Source organism: Streptococcus infantis (assembly GCF_001579645.1).
GTDB classification, from domain to species: domain Bacteria; phylum Bacillota; class Bacilli; order Lactobacillales; family Streptococcaceae; genus Streptococcus; species Streptococcus infantis_E.
The window spans coordinates 125,751-143,654 of the sequence record NZ_KQ970823.1; the positions used below are offsets into that span (position 1 = coordinate 125,751).

The following is a 17,904-nucleotide window of genomic DNA, read 5'->3' on the forward strand; positions in this document are numbered from 1 at the left end:
TAATAAATATTAGTTTGAATTTTCTAAAAAATACCCTTAAAACCCTTGCTTTTATATAAAAATAGGGTATAATGGTGAAAAATAGTATTTTAAAGGAGAATACCTATGAAATCGAAAAAGTGGCTCGCAGTAGCAGGGATAACGATGAGCGCAGCTCTTCTTTTGGCGGCTTGTAGCAAGACTGAGAGAAAAGCAGATGCTCCAAAAACATTTTCGTATGTATATGCCGTTGATCCAACAACATTGGACTATAGCGTTACTAGTAAAAGTTCAACATCAGACGTCATTGCCAACTTGGTCGACGGACTCTTGGAAAATGACAAATATGGGAACTTGATTCCATCGCTTGCTGAAGACTGGTCTGTTTCGCAAGATGGTTTGACTTACACCTACAAGTTGCGTAAAGGTGTTAAATGGTATACTTCTGAAGGAGAAGAGTATGCTGAAGTCAAGGCCCAAGATTTTGTGACTGGTTTGAAGCATGCTGCAGATGGTAAATCAGATGGCCTAACACTTATCCAAGACTCTATCAAAGGTTTGGCAGAGTACGTTAGTGGTGAAAGTAATGACTTCTCGACTGTCGGTGTCAAAGCAGTTGACGACTACACGGTTGAGTATACTTTGAACAAACCAGAAAGTTTCTGGAATTCTAAGGTGACAACGGCGACTATGCTCCCTGTTAATGAAGAATTCTTAAATTCTCAAGGGAAAGATTACGGTGCAGCAGCTCCTTCAGGTATTCTCTACAATGGACCATATATTTTGAAGAACTTCACTTCAAAATCAGTAATTGAGTACGAAAAGAATCCAAATTATTGGGACAAAGACAATGTTAAGATTGACCACGTCAAGCTTACTTTCTACGATGGATCAGACCAAGAATCATTAATTCGTAGTTTTGCGTCAGGCTCATATACGACAGCACGCCTTTTCCCAACTAGTTCAAGCTTTGCCTCAACTCAGAAGGAATACGGCGATAAAATTGTTTATAGCCCACAAGAAGCGACTAGCTATTACTTTACTTTCAACGTAAATCGTCAGTCTTACAATAAAACAGCTAAGACAGATGATGCCCAAAAAACATCAACTAAAGAAGCGCTTCTCAATAAAAACTTCCGTCAAGCCATCAACTTCGCTCTTGACCGTCATGCATACTCTGCACAGATGAATGGCGAAGAAGGTGCAGATAAGATTATCCGTACCAGTCTTGTGCCTTATGACTATGTTCAGGTTGGTGAAAAGACCTTCGGTGAATTGGCTCAAGAACAATTGGTAACATACGGAGACCAGTGGAAAGATGTAGCTTTGACAGATGGTAAAGATACTCTTTACAATCCAACAAAAGCAAAAGCTGCCTTTGAAAAAGCAAAATCAGAATTGCAAGCCAAAGGTGTAACCTTCCCTATTCACTTGGATATTCCAGTTGAGCAAACAGATGTCATCGCTGTACAGCAAACCAACTCTCTTAAACAATCTGTTGAAGCAGCACTTGGAAGTGAAAATGTTGTCATCGATGTACTGCAAATGACTGACAATGAGAAAATGAGCATTACATCTCAAGCTAAAGTTCCTTCTCAAAAAGACTATGACTTGAATGGAACTGGTTGGGGGCCAGACTATCAAGACCCGGCAACCTACCTCAATATCCTAGATGCTAAGAAGGGTTCTGCCCTTAAACACTTGGGTATCACAAAAGGTAAAGATCCAGAAGTCATGGCTCAAGTTGGACTTGATGAATACAAGAAACTCTTGGATGATGCAGCATCAGAAACGAGTGACCTTAATAAACGCTATGAAAAATATGCCAAAGCACAAGCTTGGGTATCCGATAGCTCACTCCTCATCCCTGTAGCGTCTTCAGGTGGTTCTCCGACAGTTAGTCGCACAGTGCCATTCTCAAAAGCATACTCTCAAGTTGGTATCAAGGGAGATCCGTTTGTATTTAAAGGTTTAGAGTTGCAAAATGATATTGTGACCACTAAAGAATACGAAGAAGCTCTCAAGAAATGGCAAAAAGAAAAAATTGAATCAAACGCTAAACATCAAAAAGAGTTAGCGAACCACGTTAAATAAACGTTAATAACGATGAAAGAAATCCTGATTTTATACGGGGTTTCTTTCTTTTTTCTGATACTGATGAGAGGTCAAATCATTAAATAACTTTACTTTTGGGGCAAAATTTGATAAAATAGCTTTATGTTATAAAATCTAACATATAAGGAGAAAATGAATCATGAAATTCAAAAAACGACTGATTGGAGCGGGGTTGACACTTGCCGCTGCGATCTTATTGACAGCGTGTGGGAAGTCAGCATCAGATGTTAAAACCTACTCGTCAACATTTGGTGCCGATCCAACAACCTTCAACTACCTGTTGGATTACTCTGGTGATAATACCGCTGTTGTAACCAACTTGGTAGATGGTTTGCTTGAAAATGACAATTATGGAAATCTCATTCCTGCTCTTGCAGAAGATTGGAGTGTTTCAAAGGATGGATTGACTTACACTTATAAACTTCGTCAAGATGCTAAGTGGTTCACTGCTGATGGGGAGGAATATGCGCCTATCAAAGCCCAGGACTTTGTGACTGGTATCAAATACGCTGCTGATAATAAGAGTCAAGCGCTAGATTTGATTCAAAACTCGATCAAAGGTTTGGATGATTATGTGACAGGAGCAAACACAGACTTTTCAAATGTTGGTGTCAAAGCCTTAGACGACTATACACTCCAATACACCTTGACACGTCCAGAGAGTTTCTGGAATTCAAAAACGACCAATAGTATTCTCTTCCCAGTCAATGAAGAATTCCTAACTGCCAAAGACAAAGAATTTGGAGAATTAAAACCAGACAGTATTCTCTATAGTGGTCCGTATTTGTTAAAAGAATTTACATCTAAATCATCACTTGAGTATATGAAAAACCCTCATTACTATGATCAAGAAAAAGTGACGATTGAAAGAGTTAAGTTGGCTTATGTTGATGGTTCTGACCAAGACATGACCATTCGTAACTTTGAGAGTGGAGCCTACTCGTCTGCAGGTGTCTACCCAAATAGTTCAAATTTCGCCAAGACCAAAGAGAAATATAAGGACAATATCGTCTATAGTTTGCAAGGTGCAACTTCTTGGTACTATAACTTTAACGTCAATCGTCAGTCTTATAATTTTACAGCTAAGACCAGTGATGAACAAAAACAAGCGACTCAGGCTGCTGTTTTAAATAAAAACTTCCGTCAAGCTATCAACTTTGCTCTTGACCGTACGTCTTACTCAGCTCAGTCTAATGGAGAAGATGCTGCTAAAAACACTCTTCGTAATACCCTTGTACCACCAACTTTTGTACAAGTAGGAGATAAAACTTTTGGTGAGACAGTTGCCTCTAAGTTGGTGAATTACGGCACAGAATGGACTAATATGAATCTTGAAGATGCCCAAGATGGTTACTTCAACAAAGAAAAAGCACAAGCTCAATTTGCAGAAGCTAAAAAAGAACTTGAGGCTCAAGGTGTAACTTTCCCGATTCATTTAGATTTGCCAGTGGATCAGGTCAACAAAAGCTTGCTTCCTAAGCTTTATTCACTTAAACAATCTGTGGAATCCACTCTTGGAGAGGAAAATGTAGTGATTGATGTAGTTTTAGTTTCAACTGAAGACTATGCCAATGCGACTTTCCAAGCACTGACGCCAGCTGATCATGACTATGATTTGAACTTGGATGGATGGTCACCAGACTACCAAGATCCATCGACTTACCTCAATCCTTTCAACGCAGAAGATGGTTTCTATCTTAAGATTTTGGGACTTGATCCAAGTAAGGATGCTGACAAGATTACAAGTCTTGGAATGGATCAATATACTCAGAAATTGAAAGCGGCAGATGCAGAAAGCTCAGATGTAGCAAAACGTTATGAAAATTATGCAGATGCACAAGCTTGGTTGATTGACAGTTCACTTCTTATTCCTGTGAATTCAGATGGTGGCGTAGCTTCAGTGACCCGCGTGACGCCATTTACACGAGCCTACTCACTTGTTGGGATCAAAGGAACTGGAAGCAACTACAAGTACATGAGATTGCAAACAGAGGTAGTAACGACTGCTCAATTTGACGAAGCGAAGGCTAAATGGGAACAAGAACGTAAAAATTCTGTCGAAAAGAGTCAAAAAGACTTTGAAAGTCACGTGAAATAATTTTAAGAAGAGGAAACGGGGCAGAAATCTGTAGGCAAATGTCGGTGTCGTAGACTAAATGACGAACAAAAAATTATCAGCTGCTGAGACAAAACTTCATTAGCAATTGCCATAAAGGTCGGGATTTTTGCCCCGGCCTTTTTAACATAGAAACCTCTTTTAAGTAAAGTTTTAGCCATTTTATCATTGGGATTTACTATTCTTGTTTTTAAGGTAAATAAAAACGATTACCAAGTGTATGTTGATGGTATCCAGTACCACTTTGTGATATAATTAAAATAAAAAATACTTTGTAGAGGTGTAAGTTGAGTATACATTCAAAAGAAAGAAAAACGAGCAAGATTCAACAAAACATCAATATCATTTTGTTGTTTGCATATGTCGTGCTTGCTTGTTTTTTGCTGTTTTTAATATTCAGATATCATATTTTAGCGATTAGCTATGCCAATGTCCTTATAGCCATCGCTATGATCTTGATTGCGCTAATAGCCTTGTTTTTGATTTTAAAGAGAAAAGCCAAGGTATTCACCATGATTTTACTCGTGGTTCTGGTCATTGTGAACGCAGTTTCTTTGATTGGAGTTCATCAATTCGTTAGCCTAGCAAATCAATTAAATGCAACCTCTAACTATTCTAGTTACTCCATCAGTGTTGCAGTTTTGGCGGATAGCGAGATTGGAAATGTCTCAGAATTATCCAGTGTGGCAGCCCCAACCAAAACAGATGCAGAGAATATCAAAAAATTGCTCGATGATATTAAGACAAGTCAGAGTAAAGACTTAACGGTTGAAGACAGTTCTTCCTATCTTGCAGCTTATAAGAGTCTCTTAGCTGGAGAGACCAAGGCAATTATTTTGAACAGTGTCTTTGAAAATCTGATCGAACAAGAGTATCCAGACCATGCCAAAAAGATCAAGAAGATTTATACCAAAGAACTAACCAAGAGCGTTGAAGCGCCTAAAGTTTCTCAAAACAAGGCTTTTAATATCTACATCAGTGGGATTGACACATATGGACCGATTAGCTCCGTTTCTCGTTCGGATGTCAATATCATTATGACGGTCAATCAAGAGACCAAGAAAATTCTCCTGACAACAACGCCTAGGGATGCTTATGTGCCTATAGCTGATGGTGGCAATAACCAAAATGATAAATTGACCCATGCAGGTATTTATGGCGTGGATGCTTCGATTCATACTTTGGAAAATCTTTATGGAATTGATCTAAATTACTATGCACGACTCAACTTCACTTCCTTCTTGAAATTAATTGACCTCTTAGGTGGTGTCGATGTTTATAATGATCAAGAGTTCACATCTCTTCATGGGAACTATCACTTCCCTGTTGGGAATGTTCATCTAAACTCTGAGCAGGCTCTAGGCTTTGTTCGTGAACGTTATTCCTTGACCAATGGTGATGGAGATCGTGGACGTAATCAACAAAAAGTCATTGCTGCCATTATTCAAAAATTAACTTCAGCAGAAGCCTTGAAGAATTTTGATGGTATTATGCAAGGGTTGCAAGATTCTGTACAAACTAATATGCCTCCTGAAACTATGGTGAGCTTAGTAAATGCCCAACTAGCAAGTGGAGGAAAATATACTGTCATCACTCGAGATCTAAAGGGAACTGGTCGTATGGATCTTCCTTCCTATGCCATGCCTGACAGCAACCTTTATATGCTAGAGGTCGATCCAAATAGCTTGGAGACACTCAAAACAGAAATCAAAGATATCATGGAAGGAAAATAAGATGATTGATATCCATTCACACATAGTTTTTGATGTAGACGATGGCCCAAAGGATAAGGCAGAGAGTATAGCGCTTCTGAAGGAAGCCTATGCCCAAGGAGTCCGTACCATCGTTTCGACCTCCCATCGTCGGAAGGGGATGTTTGAAACACCAGAGGAGGACATTGCAAGAAATTTTAAAGTTGTCAAGGAGTTGGCTAAGGAGATTGGTCCCGACTTCACCATCTTGTATGGAGCGGAAATCTATTACAGTAGTGATGCTTTAAACAAATTAGAGAATCAACAGATTCCTCAACTAAATGGTACTCGTTACGCCCTGATAGAATTCAGCATGAATACCCCTTATCGTGAGATTCATAGCGCATTGACCAATGTTTTGATGTTGGGGATAACCCCTGTCATTGCCCATATAGAACGTTATGATGCTTTGGAAATTAATGAAAAAAGGGTTAGAGACCTTATCAATATGGGATGCTATACACAGGTCAATAGTTCGAGTATCCTCAAACCAAAACTGTTTGGCGATACCTATAAATTCATGAAAAAGCGTGCTCGCTATTTCTTGGAGAGGGACTTGGTCCATATAGTTGCTAGTGATATGCATAATCTAGATAGTCGTCCACCTTATATGCGAGAGGCTTATGAGATAGTGAGCAAAAAATATGGCCAAGATAAGGCTCGGGAACTCTTTGTGGAAAACCCCGAAAAAGTCATTAAAGATCAAATAATATAGGAGTAAATAGGAGTAAAAATGAAAGAACAAGATACTATTGAAATCAACGTTATTCAGTTGTTAAAGGCACTATGGGCAAAGAAGCTACTAATCCTTCTTGTAGCTATCGTGACAGGAGCTGCTGCATTTGCATATAGTAGTTTTGTGGTCAAACCTGAGTATAGAAGTACAACGCGAATCTATGTGGTCAATCGAAATCAAAGTGACAAACCAGGTTTGACAAATCAGGATCTACAAGCAGGAACATACTTGGTTAAGGACTACCGTGAGATCATTCTTTCCCAAGATGTTCTTGAGAAGGTGGTTTCTGATCTAGGCTTGACCATCAATGCAAAAACATTGTCTAAGAAGGTTCAGGTAACGGTTCCTGCAGATACACGTATCGTATCTATTTCAGTTAGCGACCATAAACCAGATGAAGCAAGTCGTATTGCAAATGCACTTCGAGAAGTTGCAGCACAGAAAATCATCGCAGTTACTCGAGTTTCGGATGTAACGACTCTTGAAGAAGCCCGTCCAGCTACTGGACCATCATCACCAAATATCCGTCGCAATACCTTAATGGGAATCGGTGCTGGTGCAGGCTTGGTGATTGTCGTGGTTCTACTAGTTGAGCTACTAGATGACCGTGTTAAACGTCCAGAAGATATCGAAGATGTTATGAAAATTTCACTCCTTGGAGTCATTCCAGATATGGATAAATTAAAGTAAGGGAGAACTTATGGCAAAGTTAGAATTATCACAACAAAAACTGAACTCTGTAAAAAAAGCAGAAGAGTACTACAATGCTTTACGTACAAATATACAATTGAGTGGGAATAACTTAAAGGTTATTGCCGTTACATCGGTTGACCCTAGCGAAGGAAAGTCTACAACAGCTACAAATGTTGCGTGGGCTTTTGCGCGTGCAGGCTACAAGACGCTATTGATTGATGCCGACATCCGAAACTCAGTCATGTCTGGAGTATTCAAGTCAAGAGAAAAAATTACTGGTTTGACAGATTATCTAGCTGGCACTCAGGACTTGTCAAATGGCCTTTGTGAGACAAACGTTGAGAATTTATTTATGATCCAGTCAGGAGCAGTTTCTCCAAATCCAACGGCTCTCCTTCAGAGTGATAAGTTTGGAAGTATGATCGAAACCTTGCACAAATATTTTGACTATATTATCGTCGATACGGCACCGATAGGAGTCGTAATCGATGCAGCCATTATCGTACAAAAATGTGATGCATCTATTTTGGTCGCGGAAGCTGGTGTGGCAAAACGAAGAGAAGTGCAAAAAGCTAAAAGTCAGTTAGAGCACACAGGAACACCATTTTTGGGTGTAATTTTGAATAAATTTGACATTCAACGTGAAAGATATGGTTCTTATGGGGCCTATGGTTCCTACGGGAAAAAATAAAATGAAGTTAGGGAGACTAGTATGGAAGGAAGGGGTTTCTACAATGTAACTCTGGCGTTCTTACAGAGTATACTTGTTAGTATTTTAGCTTATATACTGATTGCAATTTCAGAAACTGATATTGTTTTAGATACAGTATTTGTCCTTTTTTTTCTTCACTTTGCAGCCTTCTACATTAGTGGCTACGGTAAGGATTTTTTCAAACGAGGTCAGTATATTGAATTAGTAGAAACGGTCAAATATATCCTCTTTTATGCCTTGTTGATTAGTTTTTCAAGTTTCTTCTTAAAAGAGAAATTTGTCATTTCTAGACGAGGAATGCTCTATCTGCTTTCCTTGTATGGTGTTTTGAATTATCTACTCAGTTTCTTTGTGAAGCGTTATTGGAAACCCTTTAACCACAATTTGAAGGGTAGTCGCAAGATTTTGTTGATTACAGCAACATCACGTACTGAAAAGGTATTGGATCGCTTATTAACTGCTAACGACGTCCAAGGGAAACTAGTAGCTGTATCTGTCTTAGATAAGCCAGAATTCACTCATGATAAGATCCTTGTTGTGCCAAGTGAGGAATTGCTTACCTATACAACGCATGAAGTAGTAGATGAAGTCTTTGTCAATCTTCCAAGTGAGGATTATGACATCGGAGCTCTTATTTCTCAGTTTGAAACGATGGGAATAGCTGTAACAGTCAATCTCAATGCTTTTGATAAAAACTTAGGTCGTGATAAACAAATTCATGAGATGGCGGGTTTGAATGTAGTAACATTTTCTACAAATTTTTACAAGCAGAGTCATGTCATTGCCAAACGTATCCTCGACATTTGTGGTGCTATTGTTGGGTTAATCCTTTGCGGAATTGCTAGTCTATTTCTAGTTCCCATGATTCGTAAAGATGGCGGTCCTGCAATCTTTTCACAAACTCGTGTCGGAAAAAATGGTCGTTACTTTACCTTTTATAAATTCCGTTCGATGAGAATCGATGCTGAAGCGATCAAGGAACAGTTGATGGAGCAAAATACCATGCAAGGTGGTATGTTTAAGATCGATAACGATCCTCGAGTGACAAAGATTGGACAGTTTATCCGAAAAACTAGCTTGGATGAATTGCCACAATTTTGGAATGTTTTGATTGGAGACATGAGTCTAGTCGGTACACGCCCACCAACTCTAGATGAGTACGAGAAGTACACACCTGAACAAAAACGTCGTCTCAGCTTTAAACCTGGTATTACAGGTTTGTGGCAAATTAGTGGTCGAAGTGAAATTACAAACTTCGATGAAGTCGTGAAACTGGATGTGGCTTATATCGATGATTGGACCATCTGGAAAGATTTTGAAATATTGCTAAAAACTGTAAAAGTTGTGTTGATGAGAGATGGAGCGAAGTAGGAAATGAAAGTATGTTTAGTTGGATCCAGTGGAGGTCATTTGACACATTTGTATCTATTGAAACCTTTCTGGAAGGATAAAGAAAGATTTTGGGTTACTTTTGATAAGGAGGACGCTAGGAGTGTACTCTCTGAGGAAGTTTTATACCCCTGTTATTATCCAACCAATCGTAATATCAAAAATTTAATAAAAAATACATTTCTTGCTTTTAAAATAATAAAAAAAGAGCGACCAGATGTAATTATTTCCTCTGGTGCTGCTGTCGCTGTTCCTTTCTTTTACATTGGAAAGTTGTTTGGGTCAAAGACAGTCTATATAGAAGTATTTGATAGAATTGATGCTCCGACAATGACAGGGAAACTCGTTTATCCAGTAACTGACAGGTTCATTGTCCAGTGGGAAGAAATGAAAAAAGTATACCCAAAAGCAATTAACCTAGGAGGAATATTCTAATGATTTTTGTGACTGTAGGTACACATGAACAACAATTTGATCGACTAATTAAAGAAGTTGATCGTCTAAAAAAAGAAAATCTTATTCAAGACGAGGTATTTATTCAGACAGGATATTCCAATTATATTCCGAAATATTGTGAGTGGGAAAAGATAATTTCTTATGAAAAAATGAATCAAATGATTGAGGAATCGGATATTATTATTACTCATGGTGGACCAGCGACTTTTATGGGAGTTATTGCTAAAGGTAAAGTTCCGATAGTTGTTCCAAGACAAAAAAAATTTGGAGAGCATGTGAATGATCATCAGTTAGAATTCTGTAATAGAGTGAAAGAAAATTATCCTATAAAATTAATAAAGGAAACATCAGATATTATAGAGAAAATAAATGATGTAGACTCAAAAACTGTTACGATAAAAAATAATAATGAAAAATTTTGTAGAGGTCTGATAGAATTATTACAGGAGATATAAAATGATACCTAAAATTATACATTATTGCTGGTTTGGAGGAAAAGAAAAACCAGAAGAAGTAAAAATGTGTATGGAGTCTTGGAAAAAATATTGTCCAGATTATGAAATTAAAGAATGGAATGAATCTAATTATGATATTGGAAAAATTCCATATGTAAAACAGGCCTATGAAAAAAAAAATATGCCTTTGTTTCGGATTATGTTAGGCTAGATGTGATATATAATTATGGAGGCATTTATTTAGATACAGATGTTGAGTTAGTTAAATCACTAGATGTTTTTTTAGATAAAGTTGCTTTTTTTGGATGTGAACTTATTGGAAAAGTGAACACAGGTGTTGGGTTTGGAGCTGAACCTAAAAACAAGTTACTTAAAGAGAATATGGATTTGTATCTAAAACATAATTTTATTGAAAATGGAATTATAAATACCACGACATGTGTGGAGTATACGACAAATGTATTTAAAAGATATGGGTTAAAAGAAGATTTAACAGTTCAACAAATAGAAGATGGGTATGTTTATCCTCCTGAATATTTCTGCCCTTATAATTTGGAAACGAATAAAATGAATATTACTCAAAATACTTATGCTATCCATCATTATTCTGCTACGTGGAAAGATGGTAGTGAATATAAGAAATACTTAGATAGGATAATATTGCTACCATTAAAAATCAAGTTAAAAAGAAGAATAGATCGTATATTTGGTGAAGGTACATATAGAAAATTAAAAGAGAAGATTCATAAGTTTTGTAGAAAAGGTTAATTAAAGGAGAAAAATGGATAAACTGTACATAGTTACACCAACATACAATAGAGAAAAAGAACTCAGAAAACTGTATTCTTCTTTAAAGGGACAGACTGATAAAAACTTTGTTTGGTTAGTGATAGATGACGGTTCAAATGATAGTACAGGGGAACTATTTCAAGAGTGGATTAAAGAAAATTTTATAACTATAGAATACTATTTTAAAGCTAATGGCGGGAAACATACGGCCTATAATTATGCTCTAGAGATCATGGGAAAAGAAGGTTATCATGTAGTTGTAGATAGCGATGACTGGCTTGTAGAGACTGCAGTAGCAATATTTCGTAGAGCTATAATTAATGATACTAATATCGTAGGCACTGTGTACCCTAAAGGGAAAAAAATAAAAAATGAAATAGACAATGTATTATTAAGTATTGTTGATCTTAGAATAAAGTATAAGATAGTTGAAACTTGTATTTTGATAAAAAATGAACAAATTCATGATTATCGTTTTCCAACATTTGATGGAGAGAAATTCATGAGTGAAGAGGTTCTCTATATTCACTTAGATAAAATAGGAAAGTTCAGATTTAAAAATTATGAAGTCTACCATTTCAAATATTTGGAAGGGGGACTAACAAATAATTTATTTTCACTATGGTTGAAAAATCCTAAGGGAACTCTATATTTTTTAGAACAACGAAAGAAATTTATTAAGAAGAACTATAAAGGTGTTGTAAAAATTAAAGAGTTAATCAAAACCACTCTAAATATGGAAGCGGTTGAATATACGATATCGAAATCAACATATGATTATTTTAGAAAAGCTGGAATAAAGAGTATCTTAATTTTTCCTTTTGTATATATTGTTAGCAAAATAAGATTTAAATAGACATATGATTCTATAGAATAATGCAAGTGGAAGTAGACTAAATCAATATGGAGAAAAAAATAGATTTTATTGTCACATGGGTTGATAATAGTGATCAAAAATGGAGAGAAGAAAAGGAAAAATGGGAAGAAATACTGGATATAAATACCAGTATGAATAGTGAAGAAAGATACCGTGATTGGAAACTAATGAAATATTGGTTTAGGGCGGTAGAAAGATATGCTCCATGGGTTAATAAAGTCTTTTTTGTAACAGAAGGACATATTCCTGAATGGTTAAATATTGAGCATGAGAAATTAGTAGTAGTAAAACATAGAGATTACATAGACGATAAGTATCTCCCAACATTTAATTCTAATGTAATAGAATTAAACTTTCATAATATATGTGAATTATCAGAACAATTCGTTTTATTTAATGATGATATGTTGCTTAACGATTATGTGTATCCAGAGGATTTTTTTAAAAATAATTTACCAAGAGATATAGGTGTATTTAGTCCTATAATACCAGAAGTTAATGGTATATCAGGGATTGTTCTAACTAATATTGAAATTATTAATAAGTATTTTAATTCATCAACTATATTATCGAAATTTACAACGAAATTTTTTAGTTTAGGCTACAAAAAACAACTACTAAAGAATGTAATAGCTTTACTTTGGAAACCAGTATTGGGATTCTATGATAGCCATACACCGATTTCACATAAAAAAAGTACTTTTAAATTGCTTTATGAAAAAGAAAGTAAGATGTTTTTAGAAACATATAGTCACAGGTTCAGAGAAAAAACTGAGATTAGTCATTGGCTGATGCGCTATTGGAATTTATGCCAAGGAGAGTTTGAGCCTCAAAATGTATCTTTTGGAAAAGGATATGGTGTGAAGGATATTGAAAATGTTGAGCAGGAAATTATCCAATCAAAGCATAAAGTTATTTGTATAAATGATGGAGAGAAAATAGATGACTTCAATAGTACAAGAGAAAAACTTTTAAAAATTTTAGATAAGAAATATCCTACTCAATCAAGCTATGAGAAGTATATGTAGAAAGAGTAATGAAATTGATATATTATGTTGAATATAAAAAAAGAGAAGAGAATACAGCTGGACCAAAAGCTCCTAACGATATATATTTAATAAGTCAAAACTTAAACTTCAAAAATTTAACTATCAAAATTGATGAAAACGAAAACAAATTGATAAGGAAACTAAAGATTATCCTATTTTGGTTAAGTCTATTTTATAAACTTAAGAGAAATGATATAGTTATTTATCAATATCCAACTTATGGAGTTAAAGATGCTATAAAATTTATCCCCTTATTGAAGAAATATAAGAAAATAGAGTTTATAGCTGTAATACATGATCTGGATTCATTGAGAATAGGTCTACATTCATCTTCAGAAATAGTTACTTTGGCAGATAATTTATTGTTACCCATGTTTGATAAGATTATTTGTCATAATAATAATATGAAGAATTATCTCATTACAAAAGGATTTACCAAGGATCAGTTAAGCTGTATAGAAATCTTTGATTATGTATGTACAGTAGATGCAAAATGTAAACAAAATAGTGAAGGTATAGTTATAGCAGGTAATCTTTCGAAAGATAAGAGTCCATATTTATACAAATTAATAGATAGTAATTTAGGATTCAAATTGAATTTATTTGGTCCTAATTTTGATGAAAGTCAAGATTTAGGTGAAAATGTAGAATACTTAGGAAGCTTTAAACCGGATGAATTACCTAAAAAAATAGAAGGAAAATTTGGATTAGTTTGGGATGGGGACAGTATAGAGACTTGTTTTGGAATAACAGGGAATTATCTTCGTTATAATAATCCTCATAAAACATCACTATATTTGGCTTCAGGACTACCTGTAATTATTTGGAAAGAAGCAGCTATGGCAAAGTTTATTCAGGAAAATAATGTAGGGATACTTGTTGATAACCTTTTGGATGTAGAGAAGGTTCTTCAGGAAATATCAGTAGACGAGTACGAATTACTTAAGAAGAACGCTATGAAAATTGGTGAGAAATTGAGAGAAGGTTATTATTATCGAAGAGTAATACAATCTTGTATAGGAAGAGGAGTAGATGGGTAGACAACAAGTACAAAAAGTATTATATTACATAGCATTTGTTTTTATTATTTTTAGTGATTTTATTTCTAGAACAATGTTTGTAGAAAAAATTCCTTTTTTTCAGAATTAAATAAACTTTTATTATACTTCTCTTGTATAATTTTAGTTATTAAATTCTTTTTTAGTAAGTTTACTAAAAGAGAATTAATAATAGCTGGAGTTCTAATTTTTGTTGCGTGCATGATTGCATACAATACTCAGGCATACTATTTAATTTTTCCAATAGTATTGTTGTTAATTAATTCAAAGGATATTTCTATCTCTCATCTTTTGAAAGTTTGGATTTTTGAAATAATAATTTTAATGAGTTTGGTAGCAATCTGTTATAAACTCGATATAATAGGCGAGACAGCGAAGGTTTCAATACGAAAAGATGGTAGTTTTCGATTTGGTCTTGGTTACAAATATGCTAGTTTTTCATCAAATTATTTTTTCCATTTAACTCTATTTTATACATTTTTAAAACAAAGAAAAATGAAAATTCTTGAAATAATTTCTTTTTTCGGCGTCAACATGTACTTATATACAAGAACAGACACTAAATCAGCAGCTATATTTAGTGTATTAATTTTACTATTAGTTTGTTTTTTAAAATGGTTTAAAATAGAAAAAGAAAACAATTTTATAAACAGATATATAATGGTGATTGGCCTGTCTATATCTTTAGGAACAGTATACCTTTACAACGTTGGCTCAGAGCTAGGTTATTATTTAAATATAGCATTAACAGGACGATTACAATTAGCTAGTATGGCTTGGTATAAATATGGTATTACACTCTTTGGACAGAAAATCAGTTGGATAACCCAGTCACAGTGGCTGTCTGAGTTAAGATATGATTATGTAGATTCATCATTCTTAAATGTTCTTTTTAACTATGGGGTAGTGATCCTTGTTTCAATTATATTTGGATTCTATCTCCTATCCTACCATCGTATAGCCAAAAGTAGTTACTATACAGCAATGTTGCTTATATTAACTTTGCATAGTATCTACGACCCTCAACTGCTAGAGATTTCACACAATCCTTCTATATTATTTTTAGGTTATGTAATTTTTGAGAGAAAACATAATCTGGAAGGTGATTTTCTTTCAAGGAGTTCTAATATTTAAGAATATTGATATTTCATACTATATGAGTTTCAAGTAATTTATCTTCTCGAAAAATTTTTATCGAACATATATAAATTTACATAATATATAGATTGGAACTAAAGTTACTTATTAGCGTTAATCAAGAAGATAAATTAAATACTATTTTTAAAATAATATAAAGTGAAAGTACTATAAATGAAAGTATTAAAAAATTATGCCTACAATCTTTCTTATCAATTGTTGGTGATTATTCTCCCGATTATTACGACTCCCTATGTAACACGAGTTTTTTCATCGGATGATCTAGGGACTTATGGTTATTTTAACTCCATTGTTACTTATTTTATCCTCTTAGCGACTTTAGGAGTTGCCAACTATGGGACCAAGGTCATTTCAGGACATCGCAAGGAAATTGAAAAAAATTTTTGGGGAATATACTCTCTGCAATTAGGTGCAACCGTCCTTTCTCTAGCTTTGTATGGTCTTCTTTGTCTGAATCTTTCCTTTATGCAAAATCCAGTCGCCTATATTCTGGGATTGAGTTTGCTTTCTAAAGGCTTAGACATTTCCTGGCTTTTTCAAGGGTTGGAGGATTTTCGAAAAATAACTGTTCGCAATATAACGGTAAAACTCGTTGGGGTAATTTCTATCTTCCTTTTTGTCAAATCTGCAAATGACCTTTACCTCTATGTCTTTTTGCTAACCATCTTTGAACTCTTGGGGCAACTCAGTATGTGGTTACCCGCCCAAGAGTTTATTGGTAGACCTCATTTTGATATAGATTATGCTAGGCATCATTTGAAACCTGTCATATTATTATTCCTTCCCCAAGTGGCTATTTCTTTGTATGTTACGCTAGATCGCACCATGCTTGGAGCATTAGCATCTACTAAAGATGTAGGAATCTATGACCAGGCTCTAAAATTAGTCAACATCCTTTTGACCTTGGTAACTTCATTAGGAAGCGTCATGTTACCTCGTGTTGCGCATCTGCTATCAACAGGTGAACAAAAGGCAGTCAATAAAATGCATGAAATGTCTTTCCTCATTTATAATTTGGTCATTTTCCCGATTATAGCGGGGATGTTAATTGTGAATGATGACTTTGTTCAATTTTTCCTTGGACAAGATTTTCAAGATGCACGATATGCAATTGCCATTATGATCTTCCGTATGTTCTTTATCGGTTGGACTAATATAATGGGAATTCAGATACTGATACCTCATAACCGAAATAAAGAATTCATGATTTCAACAACGGCTCCCGCAATAATTAGTGTAGGCTTGAACTTGCTATTTCTTCCTAAACTTGGTTATATCGGAGCAGCTATTGTCTCTGTTTTAACAGAAGCACTAGTGTGGGCAATTCAATTATACTTTACCCGCAGATACCTAAAGGAAGTTGCAATCATCGGATCTATGACCAAAATTGTACTTGCATCAGCTATCATGTATGGTCTTTTGCTTGGCTCAAAAACAATTATCCATTTTACACCAACCTTAAATGTTCTAGCATTTGCAGTGCTTGGTGGAATCATTTATCTTTTCGCAATTCTATCTCTGAAAGTGGTGGATGTAAAAGAATTAAAACAAATCATTAGGAAGAAGTAGAATGAGAAAAATTCGAAATATCAACCTAGATCTACTAAAAGTGCTTGCATGTATTGGAGTTGTTTTACTTCATACAACAATGGGTGGATTTAAAGAAACAGGTTCATGGAATCTTTTGACCTATTTATATTATTTAGGTACATACTCTATTCCACTGTTTTTTATGGTCAATGGTTATTTATTGTTAGGAAAGAGAGAAATAACTTACCCCTACATACTCCAGAAAGTAAAATGGATTCTAATAACAGTGTCATCATGGACATTTATCGTATGGTTTTTTAAGCGAGATTTCACAACTAATCCAATAAAAAAAATTGTAGGATCTTTGCTACAAAAAGGTTATTTTTTTCAGTTTTGGTTTTTTGGTGCACTAATACTTATCTATTTATGTTTACCGATTTTAAAAAAATTTCTAAATTCAAAAAGAAGCTATCTATACATTTTATCTTTATTGATCTCTATTGGTTTGATATTTGAGTTAGCAAATGTCGTACTTCAAATGCCATTACAGTCATATGTTATACAAACTTTTAGGTTATGGACGTGGTTTTTCTACTACATTTTAGGAGGTTTGGTAGCTCAATTTGATAAAGATATTATAAAAAATGGTTTTAAGAGATGGATGAAAGTAGTTGCAGTACTTTTGTTATTGATTTCGCCAGTAATATTATTCTTCTTAGCAAAAACTATTTATCATAATCTTTTTGCCGAATATTATTATGATATTTTATTTGTAAAGATTGTAACTTTAGGCATCTTTTTGACGGTATTCACACTTGATTTGAATGGAGATAAGAGTAAATGGATTGTTTCTCTTTCTAATCAAACTATGGGGGTTTTCATAGTACACACTTATGTTATGAAGATGTGGGAAAAACTATTTGGTTTTAGTTTTGTAGGGTCATACTTACTATTTTCTATATTCACATTGTGTGTAAGCTTTATTGTTATTCGAATGTTAATGAAAGTTCCTTATCTTAATCGAATCGTTAAATTATAAAA

17 protein-coding genes are annotated in these 17,904 nt (G+C 34.7%); all 17 read left to right on the top strand.

All coding sequences use genetic code 11. The features are described from left to right. Nucleotides 1–105: 105 nt before the first annotated feature. The 17 genes from SINDD18_RS08620 to SINDD18_RS08695 all read left to right on the top strand — a co-directional run bounded on the left by SINDD18_RS08620 (nucleotide 106) and on the right by SINDD18_RS08695 (nucleotide 17,902). The gene (locus SINDD18_RS08620) at nucleotides 106–2,073 is read left to right on the top strand and encodes a peptide ABC transporter substrate-binding protein (RefSeq protein WP_061863837.1); all 1,968 of its coding nucleotides are present in this window, start codon (nucleotides 106–108) and stop codon (nucleotides 2,071–2,073) included. A 160-nt stretch (nucleotides 2,074–2,233) separates the two neighbouring features. Next, nucleotides 2,234–4,192 (top strand): peptide ABC transporter substrate-binding protein, encoded by a 1,959-nt coding sequence (locus SINDD18_RS08625; protein ID WP_061863838.1) that lies wholly within the window; start codon nucleotides 2,234–2,236, stop codon nucleotides 4,190–4,192. 305 nt (nucleotides 4,193–4,497) lie between these two features. Further along, a complete protein-coding gene (locus tag SINDD18_RS08630) occupies nucleotides 4,498–5,943 on the top strand; it encodes an LCP family glycopolymer transferase CpsA (protein ID WP_061863839.1) in 1,446 nt (481 codons plus the stop codon). A 1-nt stretch (nucleotide 5,944) separates the two neighbouring features. Beyond that, nucleotides 5,945–6,676 (top strand): capsular polysaccharide biosynthesis protein Cps4B, encoded by a 732-nt coding sequence (gene cps4B, locus SINDD18_RS08635; protein WP_061863840.1) that lies wholly within the window; start codon nucleotides 5,945–5,947, stop codon nucleotides 6,674–6,676. An 18-nt stretch (nucleotides 6,677–6,694) separates the two neighbouring features. Further along, nucleotides 6,695–7,387 (top strand): CspC family polysaccharide chain length determinant protein, encoded by a 693-nt coding sequence (locus tag SINDD18_RS08640; RefSeq protein WP_060956161.1) that lies wholly within the window; start codon nucleotides 6,695–6,697, stop codon nucleotides 7,385–7,387. A gap of 10 nt (nucleotides 7,388–7,397) precedes the next feature. Then, nucleotides 7,398–8,081, top strand: a complete 684-nt coding sequence (locus SINDD18_RS08645; RefSeq protein ID WP_061863841.1) for a tyrosine-protein kinase — start codon at nucleotides 7,398–7,400, stop codon at nucleotides 8,079–8,081. Between the two features lie 21 nt (nucleotides 8,082–8,102). Continuing rightward, nucleotides 8,103–9,473 (top strand): sugar transferase, encoded by a 1,371-nt coding sequence (locus SINDD18_RS08650; RefSeq protein WP_061863842.1) that lies wholly within the window; start codon nucleotides 8,103–8,105, stop codon nucleotides 9,471–9,473. 3 nt (nucleotides 9,474–9,476) lie between these two features. Further along, nucleotides 9,477–9,926 (top strand): PssD/Cps14F family polysaccharide biosynthesis glycosyltransferase, encoded by a 450-nt coding sequence (gene pssD / locus SINDD18_RS08655; RefSeq protein ID WP_049528880.1) that lies wholly within the window; start codon nucleotides 9,477–9,479, stop codon nucleotides 9,924–9,926. Beyond that, nucleotides 9,926–10,402, top strand: a complete 477-nt coding sequence (locus tag SINDD18_RS08660; protein ID WP_061863843.1) for a glycosyltransferase — start codon at nucleotides 9,926–9,928, stop codon at nucleotides 10,400–10,402. The genes pssD and SINDD18_RS08660 overlap by 1 nt, the downstream gene beginning before the upstream one ends. 1 nt (nucleotide 10,403) lies before the next feature. Then, nucleotides 10,404–10,613 (top strand): glycosyltransferase family 32 protein, encoded by a 210-nt coding sequence (locus tag SINDD18_RS11615; RefSeq protein WP_346962580.1) that lies wholly within the window; start codon nucleotides 10,404–10,406, stop codon nucleotides 10,611–10,613. 2 nt (nucleotides 10,614–10,615) lie between these two features. Further along, on the top strand, nucleotides 10,616–11,170 hold the full coding sequence (locus SINDD18_RS08665) for a glycosyltransferase (RefSeq protein ID WP_346962581.1): 555 nt from the start codon (nucleotides 10,616–10,618) through the stop codon (nucleotides 11,168–11,170). A gap of 13 nt (nucleotides 11,171–11,183) precedes the next feature. Continuing rightward, nucleotides 11,184–12,047, top strand: coding sequence for a glycosyltransferase family A protein (locus SINDD18_RS08670; RefSeq protein ID WP_061863844.1), 864 nt, complete (start codon nucleotides 11,184–11,186; stop codon nucleotides 12,045–12,047). 47 nt (nucleotides 12,048–12,094) lie between these two features. Next, the gene (locus tag SINDD18_RS08675; RefSeq protein WP_061863845.1) at nucleotides 12,095–13,096 is read left to right on the top strand and encodes a Stealth CR1 domain-containing protein; all 1,002 of its coding nucleotides are present in this window, start codon (nucleotides 12,095–12,097) and stop codon (nucleotides 13,094–13,096) included. Nucleotides 13,097–13,104: 8 nt separating this feature from the next. Continuing rightward, on the top strand, nucleotides 13,105–14,157 hold the full coding sequence (locus tag SINDD18_RS08680) for a glycosyltransferase (protein ID WP_065203271.1): 1,053 nt from the start codon (nucleotides 13,105–13,107) through the stop codon (nucleotides 14,155–14,157). A gap of 219 nt (nucleotides 14,158–14,376) precedes the next feature. Then, nucleotides 14,377–15,309, top strand: a complete 933-nt coding sequence (locus SINDD18_RS08685) for a hypothetical protein (RefSeq protein WP_061863846.1) — start codon at nucleotides 14,377–14,379, stop codon at nucleotides 15,307–15,309. Nucleotides 15,310–15,486: 177 nt separating this feature from the next. Continuing rightward, nucleotides 15,487–16,902, top strand: a complete 1,416-nt coding sequence (locus SINDD18_RS08690) for a flippase (protein ID WP_061863847.1) — start codon at nucleotides 15,487–15,489, stop codon at nucleotides 16,900–16,902. A gap of 1 nt (nucleotide 16,903) precedes the next feature. Then, complete coding sequence (locus tag SINDD18_RS08695; RefSeq protein ID WP_061863848.1) at nucleotides 16,904–17,902, top strand: acyltransferase; 999 nt, start codon at nucleotides 16,904–16,906, stop codon at nucleotides 17,900–17,902. Nucleotides 17,903–17,904 lie beyond the last annotated feature (2 nt).

What these genes read in the sequence shown, in the direction of transcription:
- SINDD18_RS08620 (WP_061863837.1), top strand. Translation starts at nt 106, where the DNA reads ATGAAATCGAAAAAGTGGCTCGCAGTAGCAGGGATAACGATGAGCGCA.
- SINDD18_RS08625 (WP_061863838.1), top strand. Translation starts at nt 2,234, where the DNA reads ATGAAATTCAAAAAACGACTGATTGGAGCGGGGTTGACACTTGCCGCT.
- cps4B (WP_061863840.1), top strand. Translation starts at nt 5,945, where the DNA reads ATGATTGATATCCATTCACACATAGTTTTTGATGTAGACGATGGCCCA.
- SINDD18_RS08640 (WP_060956161.1), top strand. Translation starts at nt 6,695, where the DNA reads ATGAAAGAACAAGATACTATTGAAATCAACGTTATTCAGTTGTTAAAG.
- SINDD18_RS08645 (WP_061863841.1), top strand. Translation starts at nt 7,398, where the DNA reads ATGGCAAAGTTAGAATTATCACAACAAAAACTGAACTCTGTAAAAAAA.
- SINDD18_RS08650 (WP_061863842.1), top strand. Translation starts at nt 8,103, where the DNA reads ATGGAAGGAAGGGGTTTCTACAATGTAACTCTGGCGTTCTTACAGAGT.
- pssD (WP_049528880.1), top strand. Translation starts at nt 9,477, where the DNA reads ATGAAAGTATGTTTAGTTGGATCCAGTGGAGGTCATTTGACACATTTG.
- SINDD18_RS08660 (WP_061863843.1), top strand. Translation starts at nt 9,926, where the DNA reads ATGATTTTTGTGACTGTAGGTACACATGAACAACAATTTGATCGACTA.
- SINDD18_RS11615 (WP_346962580.1), top strand. Translation starts at nt 10,404, where the DNA reads ATGATACCTAAAATTATACATTATTGCTGGTTTGGAGGAAAAGAAAAA.
- SINDD18_RS08670 (WP_061863844.1), top strand. Translation starts at nt 11,184, where the DNA reads ATGGATAAACTGTACATAGTTACACCAACATACAATAGAGAAAAAGAA.
- SINDD18_RS08675 (WP_061863845.1), top strand. Translation starts at nt 12,095, where the DNA reads ATGGAGAAAAAAATAGATTTTATTGTCACATGGGTTGATAATAGTGAT.
- SINDD18_RS08680 (WP_065203271.1), top strand. Translation starts at nt 13,105, where the DNA reads ATGAAATTGATATATTATGTTGAATATAAAAAAAGAGAAGAGAATACA.
- SINDD18_RS08685 (WP_061863846.1), top strand. Translation starts at nt 14,377, where the DNA reads ATGATTGCATACAATACTCAGGCATACTATTTAATTTTTCCAATAGTA.
- SINDD18_RS08690 (WP_061863847.1), top strand. Translation starts at nt 15,487, where the DNA reads ATGAAAGTATTAAAAAATTATGCCTACAATCTTTCTTATCAATTGTTG.
- SINDD18_RS08695 (WP_061863848.1), top strand. Translation starts at nt 16,904, where the DNA reads ATGAGAAAAATTCGAAATATCAACCTAGATCTACTAAAAGTGCTTGCA.